The 22612-nt window shown below is 73.8% G+C and carries 19 protein-coding genes; 15 read left to right on the plus strand and 4 right to left on the minus strand.

The window, feature by feature from the left end; genetic code table 11:
* The 6 genes from IH25_RS42665 to IH25_RS0132580 all read left to right on the plus strand — a co-directional run.
* A partial coding sequence (locus tag IH25_RS42665; RefSeq protein WP_037656087.1) for an RHS repeat-associated core domain-containing protein occupies positions 1 to 592 on the plus strand: 592 nt, incomplete at its 5' end.
* 188 nt (positions 593 to 780) lie between these two features.
* A complete protein-coding gene (locus tag IH25_RS41430; RefSeq protein ID WP_157847060.1) occupies positions 781 to 1098 on the plus strand; it encodes a hypothetical protein in 318 nt (105 codons plus the stop codon).
* A gap of 104 nt (positions 1099 to 1202) precedes the next feature.
* The gene (locus tag IH25_RS43320; protein WP_457852791.1) at positions 1203 to 1397 is read left to right on the plus strand and encodes a DUF7919 family protein; all 195 of its coding nucleotides are present in this window, start codon (positions 1203 to 1205) and stop codon (positions 1395 to 1397) included.
* A gap of 9 nt (positions 1398 to 1406) precedes the next feature.
* Entirely contained in the window at positions 1407 to 2255 is an 849-nt protein-coding gene (locus IH25_RS0132570; protein ID WP_030619052.1) for a GNAT family N-acetyltransferase, read from the plus strand.
* 20 nt (positions 2256 to 2275) lie between these two features.
* Entirely contained in the window at positions 2276 to 2806 is a 531-nt protein-coding gene (locus IH25_RS0132575; RefSeq protein ID WP_030619054.1) for a GNAT family N-acetyltransferase, read from the plus strand.
* Positions 2807 to 2879: 73 nt separating this feature from the next.
* Positions 2880 to 4583: a proline--tRNA ligase gene (locus IH25_RS0132580; RefSeq protein ID WP_030619055.1), complete on the plus strand. Its 1704-nt coding sequence runs from the start codon at positions 2880 to 2882 to the stop codon at positions 4581 to 4583.
* A gap of 59 nt (positions 4584 to 4642) precedes the next feature.
* On the opposite strand, the gene IH25_RS0132585 is transcribed toward IH25_RS0132580, so the two are convergent.
* The 3 genes from IH25_RS0132585 to IH25_RS0132595 form a co-directional block, all read right to left on the minus strand.
* Positions 4643 to 5542 carry an aminoglycoside phosphotransferase family protein gene (locus IH25_RS0132585; RefSeq protein WP_030619056.1) on the minus strand — a complete coding sequence of 300 codons (900 nt, stop codon included), beginning with the start codon at positions 5540 to 5542 and terminating at the stop codon, positions 4643 to 4645.
* A gap of 89 nt (positions 5543 to 5631) precedes the next feature.
* Positions 5632 to 6165 (minus strand): ferritin-like domain-containing protein, encoded by a 534-nt coding sequence (locus tag IH25_RS0132590; RefSeq protein ID WP_030619058.1) that lies wholly within the window; start codon positions 6163 to 6165, stop codon positions 5632 to 5634.
* Positions 6162 to 6671 carry a hypothetical protein gene (locus IH25_RS0132595; RefSeq protein ID WP_030619060.1) on the minus strand — a complete coding sequence of 170 codons (510 nt, stop codon included), beginning with the start codon at positions 6669 to 6671 and terminating at the stop codon, positions 6162 to 6164. The genes IH25_RS0132590 and IH25_RS0132595 overlap by 4 nt, the downstream gene beginning before the upstream one ends.
* A gap of 240 nt (positions 6672 to 6911) precedes the next feature.
* On the opposite strand from IH25_RS0132595, the gene rimP reads away from it, so the two are divergent.
* From rimP to IH25_RS0132635, 9 genes are all read left to right on the plus strand, one after another.
* Positions 6912 to 7424, plus strand: coding sequence for a ribosome maturation factor RimP (rimP, locus tag IH25_RS0132600; RefSeq protein WP_030619061.1), 513 nt, complete (start codon positions 6912 to 6914; stop codon positions 7422 to 7424).
* A 2-nt stretch (positions 7425 to 7426) separates the two neighbouring features.
* Entirely contained in the window at positions 7427 to 8413 is a 987-nt protein-coding gene (gene nusA, locus IH25_RS0132605; protein ID WP_030619063.1) for a transcription termination factor NusA, read from the plus strand.
* A 159-nt stretch (positions 8414 to 8572) separates the two neighbouring features.
* Positions 8573 to 8869, plus strand: a complete 297-nt coding sequence (locus IH25_RS40200; RefSeq protein ID WP_078637567.1) for a YlxR family protein — start codon at positions 8573 to 8575, stop codon at positions 8867 to 8869.
* A gap of 145 nt (positions 8870 to 9014) precedes the next feature.
* Positions 9015 to 12086, plus strand: a complete 3072-nt coding sequence (gene infB, locus IH25_RS40205; RefSeq protein ID WP_078844541.1) for a translation initiation factor IF-2 — start codon at positions 9015 to 9017, stop codon at positions 12084 to 12086.
* 207 nt (positions 12087 to 12293) lie between these two features.
* A complete protein-coding gene (locus tag IH25_RS0132615; RefSeq protein ID WP_030619068.1) occupies positions 12294 to 12587 on the plus strand; it encodes a DUF503 domain-containing protein in 294 nt (97 codons plus the stop codon).
* A gap of 52 nt (positions 12588 to 12639) precedes the next feature.
* Positions 12640 to 13098: a 30S ribosome-binding factor RbfA gene (gene rbfA, locus IH25_RS0132620; protein WP_030619071.1), complete on the plus strand. Its 459-nt coding sequence runs from the start codon at positions 12640 to 12642 to the stop codon at positions 13096 to 13098.
* Positions 13095 to 14000, plus strand: a complete 906-nt coding sequence (gene truB, locus IH25_RS0132625; protein ID WP_030619076.1) for a tRNA pseudouridine(55) synthase TruB — start codon at positions 13095 to 13097, stop codon at positions 13998 to 14000. Before rbfA ends, truB begins: the two co-directional genes overlap by 4 nt.
* 358 nt (positions 14001 to 14358) lie before the next feature.
* Positions 14359 to 17877, plus strand: a complete 3519-nt coding sequence (locus tag IH25_RS0132630; protein WP_030619078.1) for a trypsin-like peptidase domain-containing protein — start codon at positions 14359 to 14361, stop codon at positions 17875 to 17877.
* Between the two features lie 247 nt (positions 17878 to 18124).
* Positions 18125 to 19072, plus strand: a complete 948-nt coding sequence (locus IH25_RS0132635) for a bifunctional riboflavin kinase/FAD synthetase (protein ID WP_030619080.1) — start codon at positions 18125 to 18127, stop codon at positions 19070 to 19072.
* Positions 19073 to 19164: 92 nt separating this feature from the next.
* On the opposite strand, the gene IH25_RS0132640 is transcribed toward IH25_RS0132635, so the two are convergent.
* On the minus strand, positions 19165 to 22446 hold the full coding sequence (locus IH25_RS0132640) for an SCO5717 family growth-regulating ATPase (RefSeq protein WP_030619083.1): 3282 nt from the start codon (positions 22444 to 22446) through the stop codon (positions 19165 to 19167).
* Positions 22447 to 22612: the final 166 nt, after the last annotated feature.

The following is a 22612-nucleotide window of genomic DNA, read 5'->3' on the forward strand; positions in this document are numbered from 1 at the left end:
CACCACCTACACCCCCCTACGCTTCCCAGGCCAGTACTACGACCCCGAAACCGGCCTCCACTACAACTACTTCCGCCACTACGACCCCGAAACAGCCCGCTACCTCACCCCGGACCCGCTGGGTCTGGCACCCGCCCCGAACCCGGTCACGTACATCCATAACCCGCATGTCTGGGTCGATCCGCTGGGCCTCGCTCCGGTCGTCTGCCCAGAGGGAGAAGCCGGAGCGGAGCGCAAACTCAAACCAGGAGAGATCTATGTCTACCGTGCGGTGATGGATAACGAACTGGACGACATTGTGGGGCCGGCGGCGCGCCGGTACAGGAATCTCGGTGGTGCCGAGGTGAAGTACTTCTCCACCACTCCGGAAGGTGCTGCCGCCTATGCGCGGCAGGCATTCCATACATTTGGTGACGGCAGCCCGTACACTCTTACGCGAGGGATCATCCGCGAGAGTGATATCAATCCTGAAAGCATCATTGAGCACCTCGCGGACGCGGGCGGTAAGGTGGATGCCCCCATGGCCCTGTCGAACGGCGAAGTGGCCAAAATAGGCAGGGTTCGCATCCTGCCCTCCATGCCCATTCCGTAAACAGGGAAGCCATGCACATCCTTATCACGTCAAAGAGTTCCGAGACCATCCGATCGTGGCAGTCTGTGTTTCCTCGGTTTGACGAGATTGAATTCGTCGAATCGTATCCGAGGTCTCTGCGGGCGGATGCCATCTGTATGTCGGGTGTTTACGCCCTGGAGCGCTACGGGGGAGCTCCGCGAAACGACGTGGCGCAGATTCTGGACAACCTTCGCAACGACGGCCTCCCTTCGCTCGTTGTGGTGCCACCCTCCCGGCCCTTGCGGCGCACAGCCGCGGGAACGCTGGAAGTGGTTCCGGAGTTCGCAACCGAGAGTCCCGCCTACTACGCCACCTCTCGGGCATTCGAGGCGATGGAGCGCTGGAACTCGCGCAATGACTCGTCCAAGATCGAGACGGTGGTCTTCGACCTCCCTCTCCTGGGTATGGACGATCCGGCGGACAGGTCCACCCCGAATTCCGTCCTCCGGGCCATGGCTCGCTCGCTGGATCCGGAGGCCGGATGACCGAGGCTTCGCGTGAACCTTGGTGACGTAATGGCCTACTATCCCGACCTCAGTCCCTACTCGTACGATGCCGGCGGCCGGGAAATGCTCAACGTGGGCTGGCTATCGCTGGATGCGGAGAGATCCACGTGCCGAACGGGAGAGGGGTCACCTACGCGTCCCCCGCCATGATTGTCCATTACGTGGAGGATCACTCGTATTTGCCTCCGGAGGATTACCGCAGGTCGGTCCGGGACCGGTGGGGAGCGCTTCACGGGCGCCCGGGGTACAGTGCCGGGACCAGCAGAACCCCACCGTGAGGCCCCGTAGTGCTGACCCAGACCACCACCCGGGTCCTGGAACCGGACGACCTGGACGCGGCGCTCGCCGTGCTCGACCGTGAGCCGGTCGCCAACGCCTTCGTGACGTCCAGGGTCCGGGTCGCAGGACTGGACCCCTGGCGGCTCGGCGGCGAGATGTGGGGCTGGTACGAGGACGGCATGCTCACGTCCCTCTGCTACGCGGGCGCCAACCTCGTCCCCGTCTGCGCCACCCCCCGCGCCGTGCGCGCCTTCGCCGACCGCGCCCGCCGGGCCGGCCGCCGCTGCTCCTCCATCGTCGGTCCCGCCGACGCCACCGCCGAACTGTGGCGGCTGCTGGAGCCCCACTGGGGCCCGGCCCGCGACGTCCGCGCCCACCAGCCGCTGATGGTCACCGACCGCATGCCCGACGACATCGCCCCGGACCCCTACGTCCGCCGCGTCCGCAAGGACGAGATGGAAACGATCATGCCGGCGTGCGTGGCGATGTTCACCGAGGAGGTCGGCGTCTCCCCGCTGGCCGGCGACGGCGGCCTGCTCTACCAGGCCCGCGTCGCCGAACTCGTCGGCGCCGGCCGCTCCTTCGCCCGCGTGGACGAGCACGGCAAGGTCGTCTTCAAGGCGGAGATCGGCGCCGCCACCCCCCAGGCCTGCCAGATCCAGGGCGTATGGGTGGCCCCCGAGTACCGGGGGAGGGGACTGGCGGCCCCCGGCATGGCCGCCGTGCTGCGCTACGCCCTCGCGGACTTCGCCCCCGTCGCGAGCCTCTACGTCAACGACTTCAACACCGCGGCGAGAAGGACGTACCGGCGTGTGGGCTTCGAAGAGGTCGGCGCCTTCATGAGTGTGCTCTTCTGACACCCCTGTACGCTCCCCGCATGGACCCAGTGATCGGCCCCCTGGACCTCACCGCCCACGTGGACGAGGCGTTGGCCGTCCAAGCCCTCGCCTTCGGCCTGGGCCCCGAGGAGGTCGCCGTACGCCGGCAGATCGTCCAGCGCCACATGCAGTACCAGGGCGCCCGGGCCTACGGCGCGACCGCCGGCGGCCGGCTCGTCGGCTTCGTCTACGGCATGCCCAACAGCCGCATCCACTGGTGGTCCACCGTGGTGGAGCCCTATCTGCGCGCCAACGGCAACGACTTCTGGCTGGACGACTCCTTCGTCATCACCGAACTGCACGTCCACCCCGACCACCAGAACCTGGGCATCGGCCGCAAGCTGATCACCACCATCACCGACACCGCCGACGAACCCCGCTCGATCCTCTCCGCGATCGACACCGACAGCCCCGCCCGGGGTCTGTACCACTCCCTCGGCTACACCGACCTCGCCCGCCAGGTGCACTTCCCGAGCGCGCCCCGCCCCTACGCCGTGATGGGCGCCCCGCTGCCGCTGCGCCGGCGTTAACCGATTTCCGCCGGTGCGGGCGGCCCGGATAACCTCCATGCCACCACCTTTACCCGGCAGGAGTACGAGAACCATGGCCAAGGCACCGGTCCAGCGCATGTCCCAGTTGATGGCGAAGACGCTGCGCGACGACCCGGCGGACGCCGAGGTCCTCAGCCACAAGCTCCTCGTCCGCGCCGGCTACGTCCGCCGCACGGCGGCCGGCATCTGGAGCTGGCTGCCCCTCGGCAAGAAGGTCCTCGCCAACGTCGAACGCGTCGTCCGCGAGGAGATGGACGCCATCGGCGCCCAGGAGGTCTCCCTGCCCGCCCTGCTGCCCCGCGAGCCCTACGAGGCGACCGGCCGCTGGGACGAGTACGGCCAGGAGCTGTTCCGGCTCAAGGACCGCAAGGGCGGCGACTACCTCCTCGGCCCCACCCACGAGGAGATCTTCACCCTCCTGGTCAAGGACCAGTGCACGTCCTACAAGGACCTGCCGGTGATCCTGTACCAGATCCAGACCAAGTTCCGCGACGAGGCCCGCCCCCGCGCCGGCATCCTGCGCGGCCGCGAGTTCCTGATGAAGGACTCGTACTCCTTCGACCTGGACGACGAGGGCCTCGGCACCTCCTACGCCCTGCACCGCGAGGCCTACCAGCGGATCTTCGCCCGCCTCGGCCTCGACTACCGCATCTGCGCGGCCACCGCCGGCGCCATGGGCGGCTCCAAGTCCGAGGAGTTCCTGGCCCCGGCCGAGGCCGGCGAGGACACCTTCGCGGACTGCCCGAACTGCGACTTCGCCGCCAACACCGAGGCGATCACCTACCAGCTGAAGCCGGTGGACGGCTCCGCCGTGCCCGCGCTGGAGGAGATCCCCACCCCCGACACCCCGACCATCGAGACGCTGGCCGCCTCGCTCGGCGTCCCCGCCTCCGCCACGCTGAAGAACCTGCTGGTCAAGGTGGACGGCGAGATCGTCGCCGTGGGCGTGCCCGGCGACCGCGAGGTGGACCTGGACAAGGTGGAGGCGCACTTCGCCCCGGCCGCCGTCGAGATGGTCACCGAGGCCGACTTCGCCGCCCACCCCGAGCTGGTCCGCGGCTACGTCGGCCCGCAGGGCCTGGGCGAGAAGGTCACGTACATCGCCGACCCACGCGTGGCCCCCGGCACCGCCTGGATCACCGGCGCCAACAAGGAGCACACGCACGCGAAGAACGTCGTCGCCGGCCGTGACTTCGAGGTCGACGCGTACGTGGACGTCGTCGTGGTCCAGGAGGGCGACCCCTGCCCGCAGTGCGGCACCGGCCTGAAGCTGGACCGCGCCATCGAGATCGGCCACATCTTCCAGCTGGGCCGCAAGTACGCCGACGCCCTGAAGCTGGACGTCCTCGGCCAGAACGGCAAGCCGGTCCGCGTCACCATGGGCTCCTACGGCATCGGCGTCTCCCGCGCCGTCGCCGCGCTCGCCGAGCAGACCGCCGACGACAAGGGCCTGGTGTGGCCCAAGGAGGTCGCCCCGGCCGACGTGCACGTGGTCGCCGCCGGCAAGGCGCTCCAGACCGAGCTGGCGCTGGACGTCGCCGGGAAGCTCGCCGACGCGGGCGTCCGCGTCCTGGTCGACGACCGGGCCGGGATCTCCCCGGGCGTGAAGTTCACCGACTCCGAGCTGATCGGCGTCCCCCGGATCCTGGTCGCCGGCCGCCGCGCCGCCGAGGGCGTCCTGGAACTGAAGGACCGCAAGACCGGCGAGCGCGAGGAACTGACGGTCGAGGAAGCGATCGCCCGCCTGACGGCCTGACCCCCCGGCCTACGACGACGCCCCCGGGGCTTCCCCGGGGGCGTCGCCACAACTGATCGCTACAGCCAGCCCGCGAACTCCAGCAGCAGCTCCGCGTCCGCCGGGCGGCCCACGCGCAGGGCCCGTACGCCGGACTCCACCGCCCGGAACAGGGTCCAGCCGCGCAGACGGTCCTGGTCGACCTCCAGCGACTCCGCGAGGCGCTTGATCCGGCGGCGGGTGGTGGCCGGGCCGGACGGCTGGGCGATCAGGTCCTCCACCCGGTCCCGGACCAGCCGCGCCAGGTCGAAGGCGCTCTCGCCGACCACCGGGTCCGGTCCCACCGCGAGCCACGGCATCCGCTCGCCCGACAGCACCTTGCTCTGCCGGAACGTGCCGTGCAGCAGCCGTTGCTCGGGCGGCGCGGCCAGCAGCTCCTCGCGGGCGGCCAGCGCCGCCTCCACCAGCGGGGCCACCTCCGGCTCGGCCCCGGCGCTCGCCCGCATGGCCGCCGCCTGCCGTCCGGTGCGCTCGGCGACGGTCTCGTAGGCGTGCCCGGCCGGCGGCTCCACCCACAACCTGCGCAGCGTCCCCGCCGCCTCCAGCAGCGCCTTGGCCTCCGGCAGCGAACGCACCGACACATCCGGGTGCAGCCGCTCCAGCAGCAGCGCCCCGTCCCGGGCGTCGTCCTCCAGCAGCTGTACGGCGCCCAGCCCGGCCCACCGCGCCAGCGCGGCGCGCTCGCCCTCCGGGCGGGCCCGGGGCGGCGCCAGCTTCAGCACGGCCGGGCTGCCGTCCGGCTGCCGTACCAGCAGCACCAGGCTGCTGCGCCCGCCCGGCACCTGCACCCGCTCCACGGTCAACCCGCGCCGGGCGACGGCCTCCTCGGCCGCCGCGGGCAGCCGCGCCAGCCAGTCGTCCCCGGCCGGTGCCGTCTCACCGAGCGCCCGCACCAGACGCGGCGGCGCTTCCCAAGCCATGCGCGAGTCGTTCCCTTCCTGTGGGTCCTTGCCGGCTCCCGGTCCGTCCTGCGACGGGCGTACGGAAGCCGTGCCGGTGCCGCGGTGCCTCAGTGCCTCGCCGGAGCCGTGGCGGACGTGCCGGACGTGATGGACGCGGTGGCCGACGGAGTCGTGCCGGCCGCACCGGTCCGCTCGTCGGTCCGGGCGCCGGACCGTTCGGCGAGCCCAGGGAAGGCTACGCTCTCCCCGCTCCAGCGCACCGCCCGCACCGCGGCCTCCCGCAGCGCCCCGGCCGCGTCGGCCCGCCGCGTCCCGGTCGCCGCCCGCACCAGGTCCGAGTAGACCGCGGCCAGCCGTTCCTCCAGCCGCGCGGCCAGCCGCACCGCCGCCGCGCCGTCCCCGACCGGGAACGGAAGCTCGTACGCGGCGCTCGCGGCGACCGGGGCGGCGCCCAGATCGCGCACCGCGCGCACCAGCGCGTCCCGGCGCGCCCGGTGGGCGTCGTACGCCGTCCGCGCCTCCGTCCGGCGCCGCTCGCCGATCCGCCCGCCGACGACCCCGTAGCCGTACACCGCCGCGTGCTCCGCCGCCAGTGCCGCCTGGAGCGCGGTCACCTCGGCCTGCCGTGCCTCCTCGCTCACTTCGCCACCTCCGTCAGCAGGTACGCGTGCGCGGCCCCGGCCGCCGCCACCGACGCCAGCAGCCGCGCCAGTTCGCCCGGCACCTGAAGCAGCTCCTTGGCCCGCCGGTCGGCCAGGGCGCGCTCGGCGGTGGCCAGCTGGGTCACGGCGTCCTTCTCGGCGGCGGGTACGGCGGCGGGCGCGGCCGAGGCCGGGGGCTTCGACGCCGCCGGCGAGGGCTTCGTGCCCTCCTCGAACGCCGCCGCGTGCGCCGCGACCTCGGCCCGCAGCGGGCGCAGCCGGTCCGTCAGGGCGGGATGCGCGGCGAGCACGGCGTCGTAGCGCGCCAGCAGCCCCCGGCTGTCCCGCGCCGCACGCGCGCGTGCCCGCGCGGCGGCCGACGGGCCGTCGTCGCCGGAGTCCGCCCCGGCCGAGCAGCCCGCCAGCAGGGCGGCGCCGGCGGCCGAGGCCAGCAGGGTTCTTCTGCGCGGCCCCGAGGGGGTGCGCGACGGCGGGGGGTACGGCACGGCTGACGTCCTCGGGGGGCTCGTACGAACACACGGGCGGGACGGCACCCGCCGTTGATCACGGTACCCGCGCAGCCGCCCACCGCATGTCACCGGCTCAGCGGTCCCACCCGAGGGCACGCGGCCGGTCGGCACGCGGCCCCGGGCTCCGCTGCGAAGCACCCCCCGCCGGAGGCAGTACGCTTTGACCAGACACGCGACCCATCCCACAACAGCACACGCGGCCGAGGAGTCACCCGGATGAGCACCACCCAGAGCGAGAGGCTGCGAGAGCTGCTGGAACCGCTCGTCACCTCCCATGGGCTGGATCTCGAAGAGATCGCCGTGGACTCCGTAGGACGCAAGCGGGTGCTGCGCGTCGTGGTGGACTCCGACACCGGAGCGGACCTGGACCGGATCGCCGATGTGAGCCGCGCGCTCTCGGCGAAGCTGGACGAGACGAACGCGATGGGCGAGGGCGCGTACGACCTGGAGGTCGGAACCCCCGGCGCGGAGCGCCTCCTCACCGAGCACCGGCACTTCGTGCGCGCCACCGACCGGCTCGTGAAGTTCCAGCTCACGGAGGGCGGCGAGCTGGTCGCGCGGATCCTGGACGTCGACGACGAGGGCGTCGGCGTGGAGGTGCCCGGGGTGAAGGGCCGCAAGGCCACCACCCGCAGACTGGCCTTCCCCGAGATCGCCAAGGCGCGCGTGCAGGTCGAGTTCAACCGCAAGGACACCAAGAAGGACATGAAGGAAGAGGAGGAGGCGTAGCCGTGGACATCGACATGAGCGCCCTGCGGGGCTTGGTCCGGGAGAAGGAGATCTCCTTCGACCTGCTGGTCGAGGCGATCGAGTCGGCCCTCCTCATCGCCTACCACCGCACCGAGGGAAGCCGCCGACACGCGCGCGTGGAGCTCAACCGGGAGACCGGGCATGTGACCGTGTGGGCGAAGGAGGACCCCGAGGACCTCGCCGAGGGCCAGGCGCCCCGTGAGTTCGACGACACCCCGTCCGGTTTCGGCCGTATCGCCGCCACCACCGCCAAGCAGGTGATCCTGCAGCGGCTGCGCGACGCCGAGGACGACGCGACGCTCGGCGAGTACGCCGGCCGCGAGGGCGACATCGTCACCGGCGTGGTCCAGCAGGGCCGCGACCCGAAGAACGTGCTCGTGGACATCGGCAAGCTGGAGGCCATCCTGCCGGTGCAGGAGCAGGTGCCCGGCGAGACCTACCCGCACGGCATGCGCCTGAGGTCGTACGTCGTCCGCGTGGCCAAGGGCGTGCGCGGCCCGTCCGTGACCCTCTCCCGCACCCACCCGAACCTGGTGAAGAAGCTCTTCGCCCTGGAGGTGCCGGAGATCGCCGACGGCTCCGTGGAGATCGCCGCGATCGCCCGTGAGGCCGGTCACCGCACCAAGATCGCCGTACGGTCCACCCGTTCGGGCCTGAACGCCAAGGGCGCCTGCATCGGCCCCATGGGCGGCCGGGTGCGCAACGTCATGGGCGAGCTGAACGGTGAGAAGATCGACATCGTCGACTGGTCGGACGACCCGGCGGAGATGGTCGCGAACGCGCTGTCACCCGCTCGGGTGAGCAAGGTGGAGGTCGTGGACCTGGCCGCCCGCTCCGCACGGGTGACCGTGCCGGACTACCAGTTGTCGCTGGCGATCGGCAAGGAGGGCCAGAACGCCCGCCTCGCCGCCCGCCTCACCGGCTGGAGGATCGATATCCGGCCAGACACCGAACAGGCCGACGCGTAGCCGCGTAACCCACCGAGGGCGCCCTGACCAGCCCCGGAGCCGCACGGCGGACCCGGGGCCGGGGAACAGATCCCGGCCGCCCGACGCTGAGATCACGACAACAGCCGTTCGATTCTTGCCCCAAAGGGGTGAGGTCGGTACGGGGAGGTAGACTTAACTGTGTCTGGCCGGACGCACACCCGAGCATGCCCTGAACGCACCTGTGTGGGGTGCCGGGAGCGGGCGGCCAAGAACGATCTCCTGCGGATCGTGGGAATCGAGGATGCATGCGTCCCCGATCCTCGCGGTACGCTGCCCGGCCGGGGTGTTTATGTGCACCCCGCCCTGGTCTGTCTCGACCAGGCGGTTCGCCGCCGGGCGTTCCCGCGGGCACTGCGCGTCCCGGGACCGCTCGACACAAAGGCGTTGCGCCGATACGTCGAGCAGACAACAGTTGCCGAGCAGGCAACGCCGTAAGACGTGTCGTACGGAACCCCGTACGGCTTGGTACCTCGCGAGTCGAAAGCAGGTCGAGATTGCGATGAGCACTCGATGAGTACGCGATGAGTACGCCCATGAACTAGCGACGGTCCGGCTTCAACCCGGACCTCAAAGGAGCGAAGTGGCTAAGGTCCGGGTATACGAACTCGCCAAGGAGTTCGGTGTCGAGAGCAAGGTCGTCATGGCCAAGCTCCAGGAACTCGGTGAATTCGTCCGTTCGGCGTCTTCGACCATCGAAGCGCCGGTTGTACGTAAGCTGACCGACGCCTTCCAGGGCGGTGGCAGCGGCAAGTCCGCGAAGCCCGCCCCGCGCAAGGCCACCCCCAGGCCCGCCGCGCCCTCTCCGGCGCAGGCGGCCCGTCCGGCTGCTCCGGCCCCCAGGCCGGCTGCCCCCAAGCCTCCGACGGCGCCCGCTGCCCAGCAGCCGGCCGCCCCGTCGGCCCCCTCGGCGCCCGCGCCGGCCGCTCCCGGCCCGCGTCCGGTGCCGGGTCCCAAGCCCGCGCCGCGCCCGGCCCCGGCCGCCCCGGAGTTCACCGCTCCGCCGGCCGCCCCGGCCGCGCAGCAGACCCCGCAGGCTCCGGCCGCGCAGGGTCCGCGTCCCGGCGGCGCCCGTCCCGGCGCCCCGAAGCCCGGCGGCTCCCGTCCCGCTCCCGGCCAGGGCCAGGCGCCCCGTCCGGGCCAGGGCGGTCAGCGTCCCGGCGGCCAGGCCCCGCGTCCGGGTGCCCGTCCGGCCGGTCCGCGTCCGGGCAACAACCCCTTCACGTCCGGCGGCAACGCCGGCATGGCCCGTCCGCAGGCCCCGCGCCCGCAGGGCGGCCCGCGTCCCGGCCCCGGCGGTCCCGGCGGCGCCCCGCGTCCGCAGGCGCCCGGCGCCCAGGGCGGCGGTCCGCGTCCGCAGGCTCCCGGCGGTTCCCGGCCGTCCCCGGCCGGCATGCCCCGCCCGCAGGGCGGTCCGCGTCCCGGCCCGGCCGGTCCGCGTCCGAACCCCGGCATGATGCCGCAGCGTCCCGCTGCCGGCCCGCGTCCCGGCCCCGGTGGCGGCGGTCGCGGTCCCGGTGCCGGTGGTCGTCCCGGTGGCGGCGGCGGTCGTCCCGGCGGCGGCTTCGCCGGCCGTCCCGGTGGTGGCGGCGGTGGCTTCGCCGGCCGTCCGGCTGGTCCCGGTGGCGGTGGCGGCGGCTTCGCCGGCCGTCCGGGTGGTCCCGGCGGTGGCGGCGGTGGCCGTCCCGGCTTCGGCGGCCGTCCCGGCGGTCCCGGTGGCCGTGGTGGCACGCAGGGCGCCTTCGGCCGTCCCGGCGGTCCGGCGCGTCGTGGCCGCAAGTCGAAGCGGCAGCGGCGCCAGGAGTACGAGGCCATGCAGGCCCCGAGCGTCGGCGGCGTGATGCTGCCGCGCGGCAACGGCGAGACCATCCGTCTCTCCCGCGGCGCGTCGCTCACCGACTTCGCGGAGAAGATCAACGCCAACCCGGCGTCCCTCGTCGCGGTCATGATGAACCTCGGCGAGATGGTCACCGCGACCCAGTCCGTCTCCGACGAGACCCTTCAGCTCCTCGCCGACGAGATGAACTACTCGGTTCAGATCGTCAGCCCGGAGGAGGAGGACCGCGAGCTGCTCGAGTCCTTCGACATCGAGTTCGGCGAGGACGAGGGCTCCGAGGAGGACCTGGTCGTCCGTCCGCCGGTGGTGACCGTCATGGGTCACGTCGACCACGGTAAGACCCGACTGCTCGACGCGATCCGCAAGACGAACGTCATCGCGGGCGAGGCCGGCGGCATCACCCAGCACATCGGTGCCTACCAGGTCGCGACCGAGGTCAACGGCGAAGACCGCAAGATCACCTTCATCGACACCCCGGGTCACGAGGCGTTCACCGCCATGCGTGCCCGCGGTGCGAAGTCGACCGACATCGCGATCCTGGTCGTCGCGGCCAACGACGGCGTCATGCCGCAGACGGTCGAGGCGCTCAACCACGCCAAGGCGGCCGACGTGCCGATCGTGGTCGCGGTCAACAAGATCGACGTCGAGGGTGCCGACCCGACCAAGGTGCGCGGTCAGCTGACCGAGTACGGCCTCGTGGCCGAGGAGTACGGCGGCGACACCATGTTCGTCGACATCTCCGCCAAGCAGGGTCTGCACATCGACTCGCTGCTGGAGGCCGTGATCCTCACGGCCGACGCCTCGCTCGACCTGCGGGCCAACCCGAACCAGGACGCGCAGGGCATCTCGATCGAGTCCCGTCTCGACCGCGGCCGCGGTGCCGTGGCGACGGTCCTCGTCCAGCGAGGCACCCTGCGGGTCGGCGACACCATGGTGGTCGGCGACGCCTACGGCCGAGTCCGCGCCATGCTCGACGACAACGGCAACAACGTCGCCGAGGCCGGCCCGTCGACGCCGGTCCAGGTCCTGGGCCTGACCAACGTCCCGGGTGCGGGCGACAACTTCCTGGTGGTCGACGAGGACCGTACGGCCCGTCAGATCGCCGAGAAGCGCGCCGCCCGCGAGCGCAACGCGGCGTTCGCCAAGCGCACGCGCCGCGTGTCGCTGGAGGACCTGGACAAGGTGCTCAAGGCCGGCGAGATCCAGCAGCTGAACCTGATCATCAAGGGTGACGCCTCTGGTTCCGTCGAGGCCCTGGAGTCCTCCCTGCTCCAGCTGGACGTCGGCGAAGAGGTCGACATCCGCGTCCTGCACCGCGGCGTCGGTGCGGTCACGGAGTCCGACATCGACCTGGCGATGGGCTCGGACGCCATCGTCATCGGCTTCAACGTCCGTGCGGCCGGCCGTGCCGCGCAGATGGCGGAGCGCGAGGGCGTGGACGTCCGGTACTACTCGGTCATCTACCAGGCGATCGAGGAGATCGAGGCGGCCCTCAAGGGCATGCTCAAGCCGGAGTACGAAGAGGTCGAGCTGGGCACGGCGGAGATCCGCGAGGTCTTCAAGTCGTCCAAGCTGGGCAACATCGCCGGTGTCCTCATCCGGTCCGGCGAGGTCCGCCGCAACACCAAGGCGCGCCTCATCCGCGACGGCAAGGTGGTCGCGGAGAACCTCACCATCGAGGGCCTGCGTCGCTTCAAGGACGACGTCACCGAGATCCGCGAAGGCTACGAGGGTGGTATCAACCTCGGAAACTTCAACGACATCAAGGTCGACGACGTCATCGCGACGTACGAGATGCGCGAGAAGCCGCGGGCGTAACGGCCGACGGCATCCGAAGCTGGCCGGCGGGATCTCGGTCCCGCCGGCCAGCGCGCCGTTTCCCGCCCAGGGCCGCCCTCTCGGCCGGCCGGGAGGGGCGGCACCCCGGCTCCGGGCGCCGGAAAACCCGGTCGAGCCGTCGGCGGGCACGGGGTAACGTGGCTCCAGGCCATCGATCCCGTACCGGCGGGTAAACCCGGCACACACATGTACGTGGGGACTCTGTCCTTCGACCTCCTCCTCGGCGACGTCCACTCGCTGAAGGAGAAGCGCTCCGTCGTCCGCCCGATCGTCGCCGAGCTCCAGCGGAAGTACGCCGTGAGCGCGGCCGAGGTGGACCACATGAACCTCCACCGGCGGGCGGTCATCGGCCTCGCCATGGTCTCCGGCGACGCGGCGCACCTCACCGACGTACTGGACCGGTGCGAACGGCTGGTCGCCGCCCGCCCCGAGGTGGAGCTGCTGTCGGTCCGACGCCGCTTCCACGGCGAAGACGACTGACGACGACCAGACCACAGAACGCAAGCAAGAAGAAAGAACGGGAGACGGACCAGTGGCCGACAACGCGCGGGCGAAAAGGCTGGCGGACCTCATCCGGGAGGTGGTGGCCCAGAAGCTGCAGCGCGGGATCAAGGACCCGCGGCTCGGCTCGCACGTCACCATCACGGACACCCGGGTCACGGGTGACCTGCGGGAGGCGACCGTCTTCTACACGGTCTACGGCGACGACGAGGAGCGGAAGGCCGCGGCGGCGGGCCTGGAGAGCGCCAAGGGCATCCTGCGCTCCGAGGTGGGCCGAGCGGCCGGGGTGAAGTTCACCCCCACCCTGACCTTCGTCGCGGACGCCCTGCCGGACACCGCCCGGACCATCGAGGACCTCCTCGACAAGGCCCGGCAGTCCGACGAGAAGGTGCGTGAGGCGGCCACCGGCGCCACGTACGCCGCCGGTGCCGACCCCTACCGCAAGCCGGCGGACGACGACAGCGACACGGACGGCGACGCCACCGAATGACCCAGAAGCACACCACGCCCGACGGCCTTGTCATCGTCGACAAGCCGTCGGGCTTCACTTCGCACGACGTGGTCGCCAAGATGCGCGGGATCGCCAGGACCCGCCGCGTCGGCCACGCCGGCACCCTCGACCCGATGGCGACCGGCGTCCTGGTCCTCGGGGTCGAGCGCGCCACCAAGCTCCTCGGGCACCTCGCGCTCACCGAGAAGGAGTACCTGGGCACCATCCGCCTGGGCCAGACCACCGTCACCGACGACGCCGAGGGCGAGATCACCTCGTCCACCGACGCCTCCAAGGTGACCCGGGACGCCATCGACGCCGGCATCGCCAAGCTGACCGGCGACATCATGCAGGTCCCGTCCAAGGTCAGCGCCATCAAGATCGACGGCGTACGGTCGTACAAGCGGGCCCGCGAGGGCGAGGAGTTCGAGATCCCCGCCCGCCCGGTGACCGTCTCCTCCTTCGCGGTCTACGACGTCCGGGACGCGGTCGCCGAGGACGGCACACCGGTGCTCGACCTGGTGGTCTCGGTGGTCTGCTCCTCCGGCACCTACATCCGCGCCCTCGCCCGCGACCTGGGCGCCGGTCTCGGCGTCGGCGGGCACCTCACCGCGCTGCGCCGCACCCGGGTCGGCCCCTACAAGCTGGACGCGGCCAAGACGCTGGACCAGCTCCAGCAGGAGCTCGGCGTGATGCCGATCGCCGAGGCCGCCGGCGCCGCGTTCCCCCGCTGGGAGGTCGACGCCAAGCGGGCCCGGCTGCTGCTGAACGGCGTCCGGCTGGAGATCCCCGAGGAGTACGCGGGCGCCGGACCGGTGGCCGTGTTCGACCCCGAGGGCCGTTTTCTCGCGCTCGTCGAAGAACACCGGGGCAAGGCCAAGAGCCTGGCCGTCTTCGGCTGAACCGGCGGGGACGCCGTAGCGGCCGTGCCCCATCGGCCCTGCTGTGTCGTGTGTCGGCTGTGCCGTGAGGGGCCGCCGTAGAGCGTTTGCCGTAAGGCGTTTGCCGTAAGGCGTTTGCCGTAAGGCGTTTGCCGTGGAGCGGCGGCCGGCCATGAGCCGGGCCCTGCCGCCGCTCCACGGTCCCCCCTCTTCCCCCTCCCTAAGGTTCTCCAGCAGCCCCCGCCTATTCACCCGAGCGGCCGGGCGCTCGGAGCGAACCGGGGGAGCGCAAGGGGGCGCGTTCACTCGAGAACGGTCCCGCCGCGCCCCGCGTGCCTACCGTCGGGTCAGGCACAGGGAAGGGCGGGGAGGTACGGCCATGGCGGAACGGGGCCCGCGCACCGAAGGCGGGCGCCGGGAACGGGAGGGACACGGGCAGCCGGAACCCGGCGCACCGGTCCCGACGGGCGGCTTTCCCGACACCGTCCGCCCCACCGGCACCGACGCCGCCCTCGTACGCATCCGGGACCTGGCCGGCCGCCCCCTCGGCCTCGGCTTCCTCGCCGACCACGAGGGCACCCTGCTCACCAGCCACGAGACCGTCGACGGCCGCCCCCGGCTGCTGCTGCACGCCCCCGGGGAGCGCACCCGCACGGTCACCGCCGACGCGGTCACCCCGCTGCCCCGCCTGGGCCTCGCCCTCATCCGCACCGAGGGCCTCGCCGCGGACCCGCTGCCGCTGACCGTACGGGAGCGCATCGACGCGGGCACCTACGTACAGGTCGCCGCCGGCTGCTGGCGGCAGGCGCGGGTCCTGGCCGCCGCCCGCGCCACCTACACCGCCGGGGACGGCCCGTACCTCCTGGCGGACGTGCTGGAGCTGGCCATCGGCACGGCCGGCCGGGACGCGCTCAGGCCCGGTGGCGGCGCGGCCGGGGGACCGGTGTGCGACGCCCGCACCGGCGCGGTCGTCGGCGTCCTCGGCACCGCCCTGCGCAGCGCCGGGCGCGACGCGGGCTTCGCCGTCCCGCTGCGGCCCGCCGACGACGCCCTCGCCGGACTCCTCGCCCGCAACGCGGCCACCGTGCCCGCCTACGGCGCCGACCTCAACCTCGCCGGCATCCTCCAGCTGACCACGACCTCCGTGGGCCAGGACGGCCCCCCGGGCGCCGCCGACCCGGTCGAGCGCCCCGGCATCGCGCGGGAGCTGGCCGCCTTCACCGGCGGCGACCGGCCCGTGCTCGGCCTGGTCGGTGCCCCGGGCAGCGGCCGTACGACCCAGCTCGCGGCCCTCGCCGCCCGCCGCGCCCGGGGCGAGGGGCCCGCGCCCACCCTCTGGCTGCGCGGCGCCGACCTGGCGGACAGCGACGGCTCGGTGGCCGACGCCGCGCGCCGCGCCCTGGCCCGGGCCGCCCGGATCGTCGCCGCGTCCCGCGCCGTCCGTCCAGAGGACCTGGGCGATGTCACCCCGGAGCACCTGGCCCGCCTCGCCGCCCGGGCCGGCCGCCCGCTGCTGATCCTTCTCGACGGCCCCGAGGAGATGCCCCCGGCCCTCGCCCACCGCCTGCCCGAGTGGACCCGCGGCACGGCGAGCTGGCTCCACGACACCGGAGCCCGCCTGCTGGTGGCCTGCCGGGAGGAACACTGGGAACGCGCGGGGCGGGCGTTCCCCGACGGCCTGCTCCACGCGCCAACGCTTGAAGCAGGCCGCGCTTCCGCCACCCCCTCGCCCCCCTGCCTCCCCATCGGCGACTTCGCCGCCGACGAGGCACGCCGGGCCCGCGCCCGGTACGGCATTCCGGACGGCGTCCTCGCCGAGCGGGACGCCCGGCATCCGCTCACCCTCCGGCTGCTGTCCGAGGTACGGGCCGCAGCCCCGGCCGCCCCGCTCGCCGGGCCCGTGGACCGCCACGACGTCTACGCCGCCTACCTCGACCTGGTGTGCCTGCGCGTGGCGGTCCGGCTCACCGCCGCCTGCGGGCCGCGCGGTACGGCCGTTCGGCGGCTCGCCGCGCGGGTGGCCGGGCAGGTGCACGAGGCGGCCCGGCGCAGCCTCGGCCCGGTCCAGGGCGAACTGGACCGGGAGTCCTTCGAAGCCGTGTTCCCGTGGGGGCCCGCCCCGGCCCGCCTCGGCGCGGGCGCCGGCTGGGCCTCCGCCGTCCTCGCCGAGGGCCTCCTCGTGCCGGCCGGCGGCGGCTACCGCTTCGCCCACGAGGACCTGGCCGACTGGCTGCACGGCATGCACCTGGACCTCGACGAGGCCCTGCGCGCCCTGGTGCACCCGCCCGGCGAGCGGCCCGAGGGCGCCCGCCCGGTCCCGGTTCCGGTGCCGCACCACCGCGTCGGCCCCGTCGTCCAGGCCCTGCTGTACCTCGCCCGCCAGCACGGCAGCCACCGACTGGCCGAGCGGTTACGGGAGTTGGCGGACGCCCTGGACCGCGACACCGGCTCCTGGTGGCCCGCCCGGCTGCTCGCCCGCACCCTGCTCCAGGTCCCGGACGCGACGCCGTACACCGAGGTGCTGCGGCTGCTCGCCGACCGGATCGCCGCCTGGCGGCAGGACCGGCGGCCGGTACCCGCCGAGTTCGGCCCCGCCTTCTGGACCGCGCTGCCCCTCCCCGCCGCCGAGCGCCTGGACCTGCTGCGCCGCCTGGTGCCGGCCGACCCGGCGCCGTCCGCGTCGGCCCTCCGCTGTCTGGACGCCGTCGCCGGACTGCTCGCCGCCGCGCCGGAGACCGTACAGCCCCTCCTGACCGGCTGGTTCACCGACGAGCGCCCGCTGGCCGCGGCCCCGCACGCCACCGTGGCCACGGCCGCGCAGGCCCTGCTGCACACCCACCGGCACCGCGCCCCGGACGACCTCACCGAGGTACTGGTGGCCTGCCTCCACCCCCGCGCGGCGGAACTGCTCGCGGCCCTCGCCGAGGACGAGCCGTCGGCCGTCTGCCGGGCCGCCGACCGCTGGGCTCACGACGAACGCCCCGACCGCCGGGCCGCGGCCGTCACCTACGGACTGCGCGCCGCCCCCCACGTCCGTACGGCGGAGGACCGCGCACTGCTCCGCCGCGCCGCCCTCGCCCTGCTCACCAGCCCCGCCGACCGGACCCTGCACGGCGCCGCCCTCGCCGTCCTGGTCCACGACCCGGACACCCGCGACCGCCATCTGTCCGCCGCCCTGCGCCACTTCGCCGACGGCGACCCGCGCATCCCGCCCGGCGCCCTCGTCCCGGCCCTGACCACCCACCCCGAACCGGTCCTGGACGCCTTCCGCGCCCGGCTGCGCGCTCCCGAGGACGCCGATCTGCGCACCCTCACCGAGATCACCGCCCCGGCCCTCGCCCGTCCGGTCGCCGCGCTGCTCCAGGAGGCGGTGCGGCGGCGCCCGGAGACCGCCGGACGCCTCGCCCGCCGCGTCGACCGCCGGCTCGGCCTCGGCGCCGCCGCCCGCCCCGTCCTGGTGCCGCTGGTCACCGCCCTGCTCGACGGCGGTCCGGAACCCCTGCGGGCCTCCCTCGCCACCGTCCTGGCCGGCGCCGGCACGCCCGCCTCCCGTCCGCTCCGCCGCGAACTGCTGGAGTTCCTGCTCGACCGGGAGCGGGACCCGGCCGTCCTGGACGCCGTCCTGCGCGCGGCGGTGGCCCGGGACGACGCCGGGACGGCGCCGGGGGAGGCGGAGATCCGGGACCTGGTCCACCGCACCGGCCTGCTCCTGCTCCGTACACCCGAGGGCGCCGCCCGCTGCGACCGGGGCCTGGCCGACCTCGTCCGGCACGTGCCCGGCTTCGCCGCCCGCCTGGCCCGCTGGCTGACCGGCGCCCCGGACGACTGGGCCGCGATGCTCGGCCCCGGCACCCGCCGCATGATCGAGAACCTGGCGGGCGTACGCGTATCCGCGTGAGCGGGGAGTGGGCGTGCGTAGGGCGCGTACGCGGACGCGCGTTACGGGTACGCGGCCCGTGCGCGGCCCGTGCGCGGACCGGCCTGGGCGGATACGGGGCATACGCGCACCGCCCGGGCGCCGCCGAGGACGTGCGCCCCGTCACAGCCCCCATGCCGATGCTGGCGCGGAGCACCCGGCATGGCACCCTTAGACCTGCACAACGAGGTCAAGACAGACACGGACAAGGGTTCGAGGAGCGGTCACAGTGCAGCGCTGGCGTGGCTTGGAGGACATCCCCCAGGACTGGGGGCGCAGCGTCGTCACCATCGGTTCCTACGACGGCGTCCACCGCGGCCACCAGCTGATCATCAAGCACGCCGTCGACCGCGCCCGCGAACTGGGCGTGCCGGCCGTCGTCGTCACCTTCGACCCGCACCCCAGCGAGGTGGTCCGCCCCGGCAGCCACCCCCCGCTGCTCGCCCCGCACCACCGCCGCGCCGAGCTGATGGCCGAGCTGGGCGTCGACGCGGTCCTCGTCCTGCCGTTCACCACCGAGTTCTCCAAGCTGTCGCCCGCCGACTTCGTGGTGAAGGTGCTGGTGGACAAGTTGCACGCCAAGGCGGTCGTGGAGGGCCCCAACTTCCGCTTCGGCCACAAGGCCGCCGGCAACGTCGAGTTCCTCACCGAGCAGGGCAAGACCTACGACTTCGAGGTGGACGTCGTCGACCTCTACGTCACCGGCGAGGCCGGCGGCGGCGAGCCGTTCTCCTCCACGCTGACCCGCCGTCTGGTCGCCGAGGGCGATGTGGCGGGCGCCCGCGAGATCCTGGGCCGCCCGCACCGCGTCGAGGGCGTCGTCGTCCGCGGCGCCCAGCGCGGCCGGGAACTGGGCTTCCCGACGGCCAACGTCGAGACGCTCCCGCACACCGCCATCCCCGCCGACGGCGTGTACGCGGGCTTCCTGCACGCCCAGGGCGAGGTCATGCCGGCCGCCATCTCGGTGGGCACCAACCCGCAGTTCGACGGCACCGAGCGCACGGTGGAGGCGTACGCCATCGACCGCGTCGGCCTCGATCTGTACGGGCTGCACGTCGCCGTCGACTTCCTCGCCTATGTGCGCGGCCAGGCGAAGTTCGAGTCCCTGGACGCCCTGCTGGAGCAGATGGCCGTGGACGTGCAGCGCTGCCGGGAGATCGTGGCGGCGGAGGGGTAGTCGGCTCTCACAACGGTTCCACGAGGGTTCCACGACGCGAAAGGGCGGCCGGTGCGATGCGCACCGGCCGCCCTTTCAGCTGCCCCTGCCCGCTACTGCGGGGGCGGAGCCTGCGGCGGCTGCTGGCCCGGTGCCTGGGCCTGGCCCTGATCCGGGTACGGCTGAGGCTGGGCCTGCGGCGGCTGCTGTCCGGGCTGCGGGTAGCCGCCCGGCTGGGACTGGCCCGGGTACGGCTGCGGCTGGCCCTGCTGCGGCGGGTACGGCTGCTGCGCCGGGGCGTACGGCTGTCCGGGCGCGGACGCCTGCGGGTACGGCTGGCCCGGGACCTGCGGGTAAGGCTGGCCCGGTGCCTGGGGCGGCTGGCCCGCGCCGTACAGCTGCTGGCCCGGCACGGCCTGGCCCGGCATCGGCGGGGCGGCCACCGGCGGCGGGTTGCCGTCGCTCGTCCACAGCCCCTGCGACTGCTGGTGCCGGGTGAAGTCCTCGGCGACCATCGCGGCCAGGTTGAAGTACGCCTCACGGGTCTTCGGCCGCATCATGTCCAGGTCGACCTCGGCGCCGGCGGCCAGGTGCTCGTCGAAGGGCACCACGATGACCCCGCGCGTACGGGTCTCGAAGTGCGCCACGATGTCCTCGACCTTGATCATCTTGCCGGTCTCGCGGACCCCGGAGATCACGGTCAGGGACCGGGAGACCAGGTCGGAGTACCCGTGCGCGGACAGCCAGTCCAGCGTCGTACTGGCACTGCTCGCGCCGTCCACCGAGGGCGTGGAGATGATGATCAGCTGGTCGGCGAGGTCCAGCACCCCGCGCATGGCGCTGTACAGCAGACCGGTGCCCGAGTCGGTCAGGATGACCGGGTACTGCCGGCCGAGGACGTCGATCGCCCGTCGGTAGTCCTCGTCGTTGAACGTGGTCGAGACGGCCGGGTCCACGTCGTTGGCGATGATCTCCAGGCCGGAGGGCGCCTGGGAGGTGAACCGCCGGATGTCCATGTACGAGTTCAGGTACGGGATGGCCTGGACGAGGTCACGGATGGTGGCCCCGGTCTCCCGGCGCACCCGGCGCCCGAGCGTGCCCGCGTCCGGGTTGGCGTCGATGGCCAGGATCTTGTCCTGCCGCTCGGTGGCCAGGGTGGAGCCGAGCGCGGTCGTCGTGGTCGTCTTGCCCACGCCGCCCTTGAGGCTGATCACCGCGATCCGGTAGCAGGACAGCACCGGCGTGCGGATCAGCTCCAGCTTCCGCTGCCGCTCGGCCTCCTCCTTCTTCCCGCCCAGCTTGAACCGGCCGCCGGCCGCGGCGGGTCGGCCGCTCTTCGCCTTCTGCTTCTTGTTGTTGAGCAGCCGGTCCGAGGACAGCTCCACGGCCGCGGTGTAACCGAGCGGCGCGGCACCGGGATTGGTCGGCTGCCGCTGGTCGTGCTGCACGGGCTGCGGCCACGCCGCGCCGGACCGCGGATCGACCGGAGCCTGCGGCGCGCCGGACTCCGGGCCCTGCGGCGACTGGGGGAAGCCGTAACCGCCGGGCTGGGCCGGGGGGTTGGGGGCGCCGGGGTGCGGGAAGCCGTAGCCGCCGGGCGGAGTGGGGCCGTTGGGGACCGGCTGCGGACCGGCCGCCGGCGCGGTGGGCCGGCCGGGGCTGCCGGGGTGGCCGGGCTGGTCGGGGTGGTTCGGCTGCTGCCACGCGGTGGGCGCGGGCTGCGGGGCCTGCGGCTGGAACGGCGGCTGTCCACCGGGCGCACCGGCCGGGCCCTGGCCGTCCACCGGCTGAGGCTGCTGACCCGGCATCGGCCCGGGCTGCTGCGGCCACTGGGCGGCGGGCGCCGGAGCGGCGGGCTGGTACGCGGGCGGCAGCGGAGGCACCCCGGTCTGCGGCGCGGGCGGCGGCGTCCAGCCGGGCTGGGCCCCCTGCGGAGCCGGGGGAGCGGGCGGCGCGGCGGCGTACGGGGCACCAGGGGCGGGCTGGGGGGCGCCGGGCTGCGGGGTCGCCGGGGGCGGCGGGAAGCCGTAGCCACCGGGCTGCGGCGCTCCGGGCTGCGGGGGCACCGGGGGGTGCGGGAAGCCGTAACCGCCGGGCTGCTGGGACGCCGGGGGCTGGGGGAAGCCGTAACCGCCCGGCTGGGGAGCGGCGGGCGACTGGGCGTCCGTGGGCTGCTGGGCGGCGTTGACCGAAGCGTCGGCGGCCGAGGCGTCGGCGCCCGGGGCAGCGTCACTCGCGGTGCCGTCACTCGCGGTGCTGCCGTCCGGGGTGCCGTCGCCCGGAGCGCTGTCCTTGGGGGCGCCGTCCTCGGGAGCGTTCCGCCGGCCAGTAGTGTCCTGGGCCGCCGTGCCGTCCTGGACGGCGGTGGCGTCGGCCGGTACGGCGGCCGAGGGAGCCGAGGCGTCGGCCCGCGCGGAGCCGGCGGCGACCTCCCCGGCGTCCGCCTCGGCAGGCTTCCCGCCCGTGTCCTCCTCCGCGCCGGAACCGTCGGCGGCGGCGGACCCCGTGTCCCCCTGACCGGCTTCGCCTCCCTCGGACGGGGAGTCACCCGGGACACCGGCGTCCGACGACCCACCGGAACCCGAGGCGACGGAGTCCGACGCGACGGTCTCCGAGCCGGCGGCCTCGGCCACCGCGCCCTCGCCGTCCTTCCGGTCCCCCGAATCCCCGGTACCGGCCCCCTCGGCCGAACCGTCGGCCCCCTCGGCCGGCTTGGTCTCGGCCGCCACGCGCTCGGCGAACTCGGCCATCTCGCGCTTCAGGGCGACGGCGGAGAACCGCATGGTCGCCCCGCTCTCCAGGTCCCCGTTGTCCGTCTCCGGCTCGACCGCGGCGGGGGCGGCCGGCGCCTCCTGCCCGGCCGGCTGCGGCTGCTGTGGCTGCTGCGGTTCGAAGCCCTCGGGCAGCCGCGGCATCGGAACCGCGCCGCCGGCCGACGGCGCGGGCTGCGCGGGCGCGGCGTACGGCGCACCCTCGGCGTACGGCTGCGCGGGCGCGCCCGAAGGCCCCTGCGCGGGAGCGGGCGGCGGATACGCGGTCCCCTGCGGCGGGGTGAACGGAGCGCCCGGCGGCGGTGCGAACGGAGTGCCCTGCGCGGGCGTGCCCGTCGGCTGGGCGGCCGGCGGCGCGGCACCCGGGGCGGGGGCCGGTGCCGGGGTCGGGGCCGGCGGGCTCGTCGGGAACGACGGCACCGAGGAGCCGGCCGGAGCGCCCGGATCCGCGGAGCCGGGGAAACCGCTCGCGCCTCCCGACGTACCGGAGGCGTTCTGCGTGTACCAGGCGGGGGGAGCGTAGTCGATGGTGAACTCGCCGGTGGTCTCGACGGCCTCCGCGTCGGGCTGGTCATCGCCGGGTGTGTCCCAGCCCCCGCGCATCCCGTCCCGATCGCTGCTCACAATTCCTCCTGGTGTGGTCGAGCACCCTCATGCCGTGCCGGGGCGACCATGTCGTGTCGTACCGAGTCGTCCGTAGTCGTTCGGGGCGGTCCGGCGCACCGGACCTCCCCCCGGGACACCGACGCCGGTCCACGGGTCCTGCCATCGCGCCCGCTCCCAGCCTAAT

Source organism: Streptomyces achromogenes subsp. achromogenes, assembly GCF_000720835.1.
GTDB classification, from domain to species: Bacteria; Actinomycetota; Actinomycetes; order Streptomycetales; family Streptomycetaceae; genus Streptomyces; species Streptomyces achromogenes.

Bases quoted from the DNA above. Each gene is read 5' to 3' on its own strand.
- IH25_RS0132580 (WP_030619055.1), top strand. From the start codon at position 2,880: ATGGCCAAGGCACCGGTCCAGCGCATGTCCCAGTTGATGGCGAAGACG.
- rimP (WP_030619061.1), top strand. From the start codon at position 6,912: ATGAGCACCACCCAGAGCGAGAGGCTGCGAGAGCTGCTGGAACCGCTC.
- IH25_RS0132575 (WP_030619054.1), top strand. From the start codon at position 2,276: ATGGACCCAGTGATCGGCCCCCTGGACCTCACCGCCCACGTGGACGAG.
- truB (WP_030619076.1), top strand. From the start codon at position 13,095: ATGACCCAGAAGCACACCACGCCCGACGGCCTTGTCATCGTCGACAAG.
- IH25_RS0132630 (WP_030619078.1), top strand. From the start codon at position 14,359: ATGGCGGAACGGGGCCCGCGCACCGAAGGCGGGCGCCGGGAACGGGAG.
- IH25_RS0132615 (WP_030619068.1), top strand. From the start codon at position 12,294: ATGTACGTGGGGACTCTGTCCTTCGACCTCCTCCTCGGCGACGTCCAC.
- IH25_RS0132585 (WP_030619056.1), bottom strand. From the start codon at position 5,542: ATGGCTTGGGAAGCGCCGCCGCGTCTGGTGCGGGCGCTCGGTGAGACG.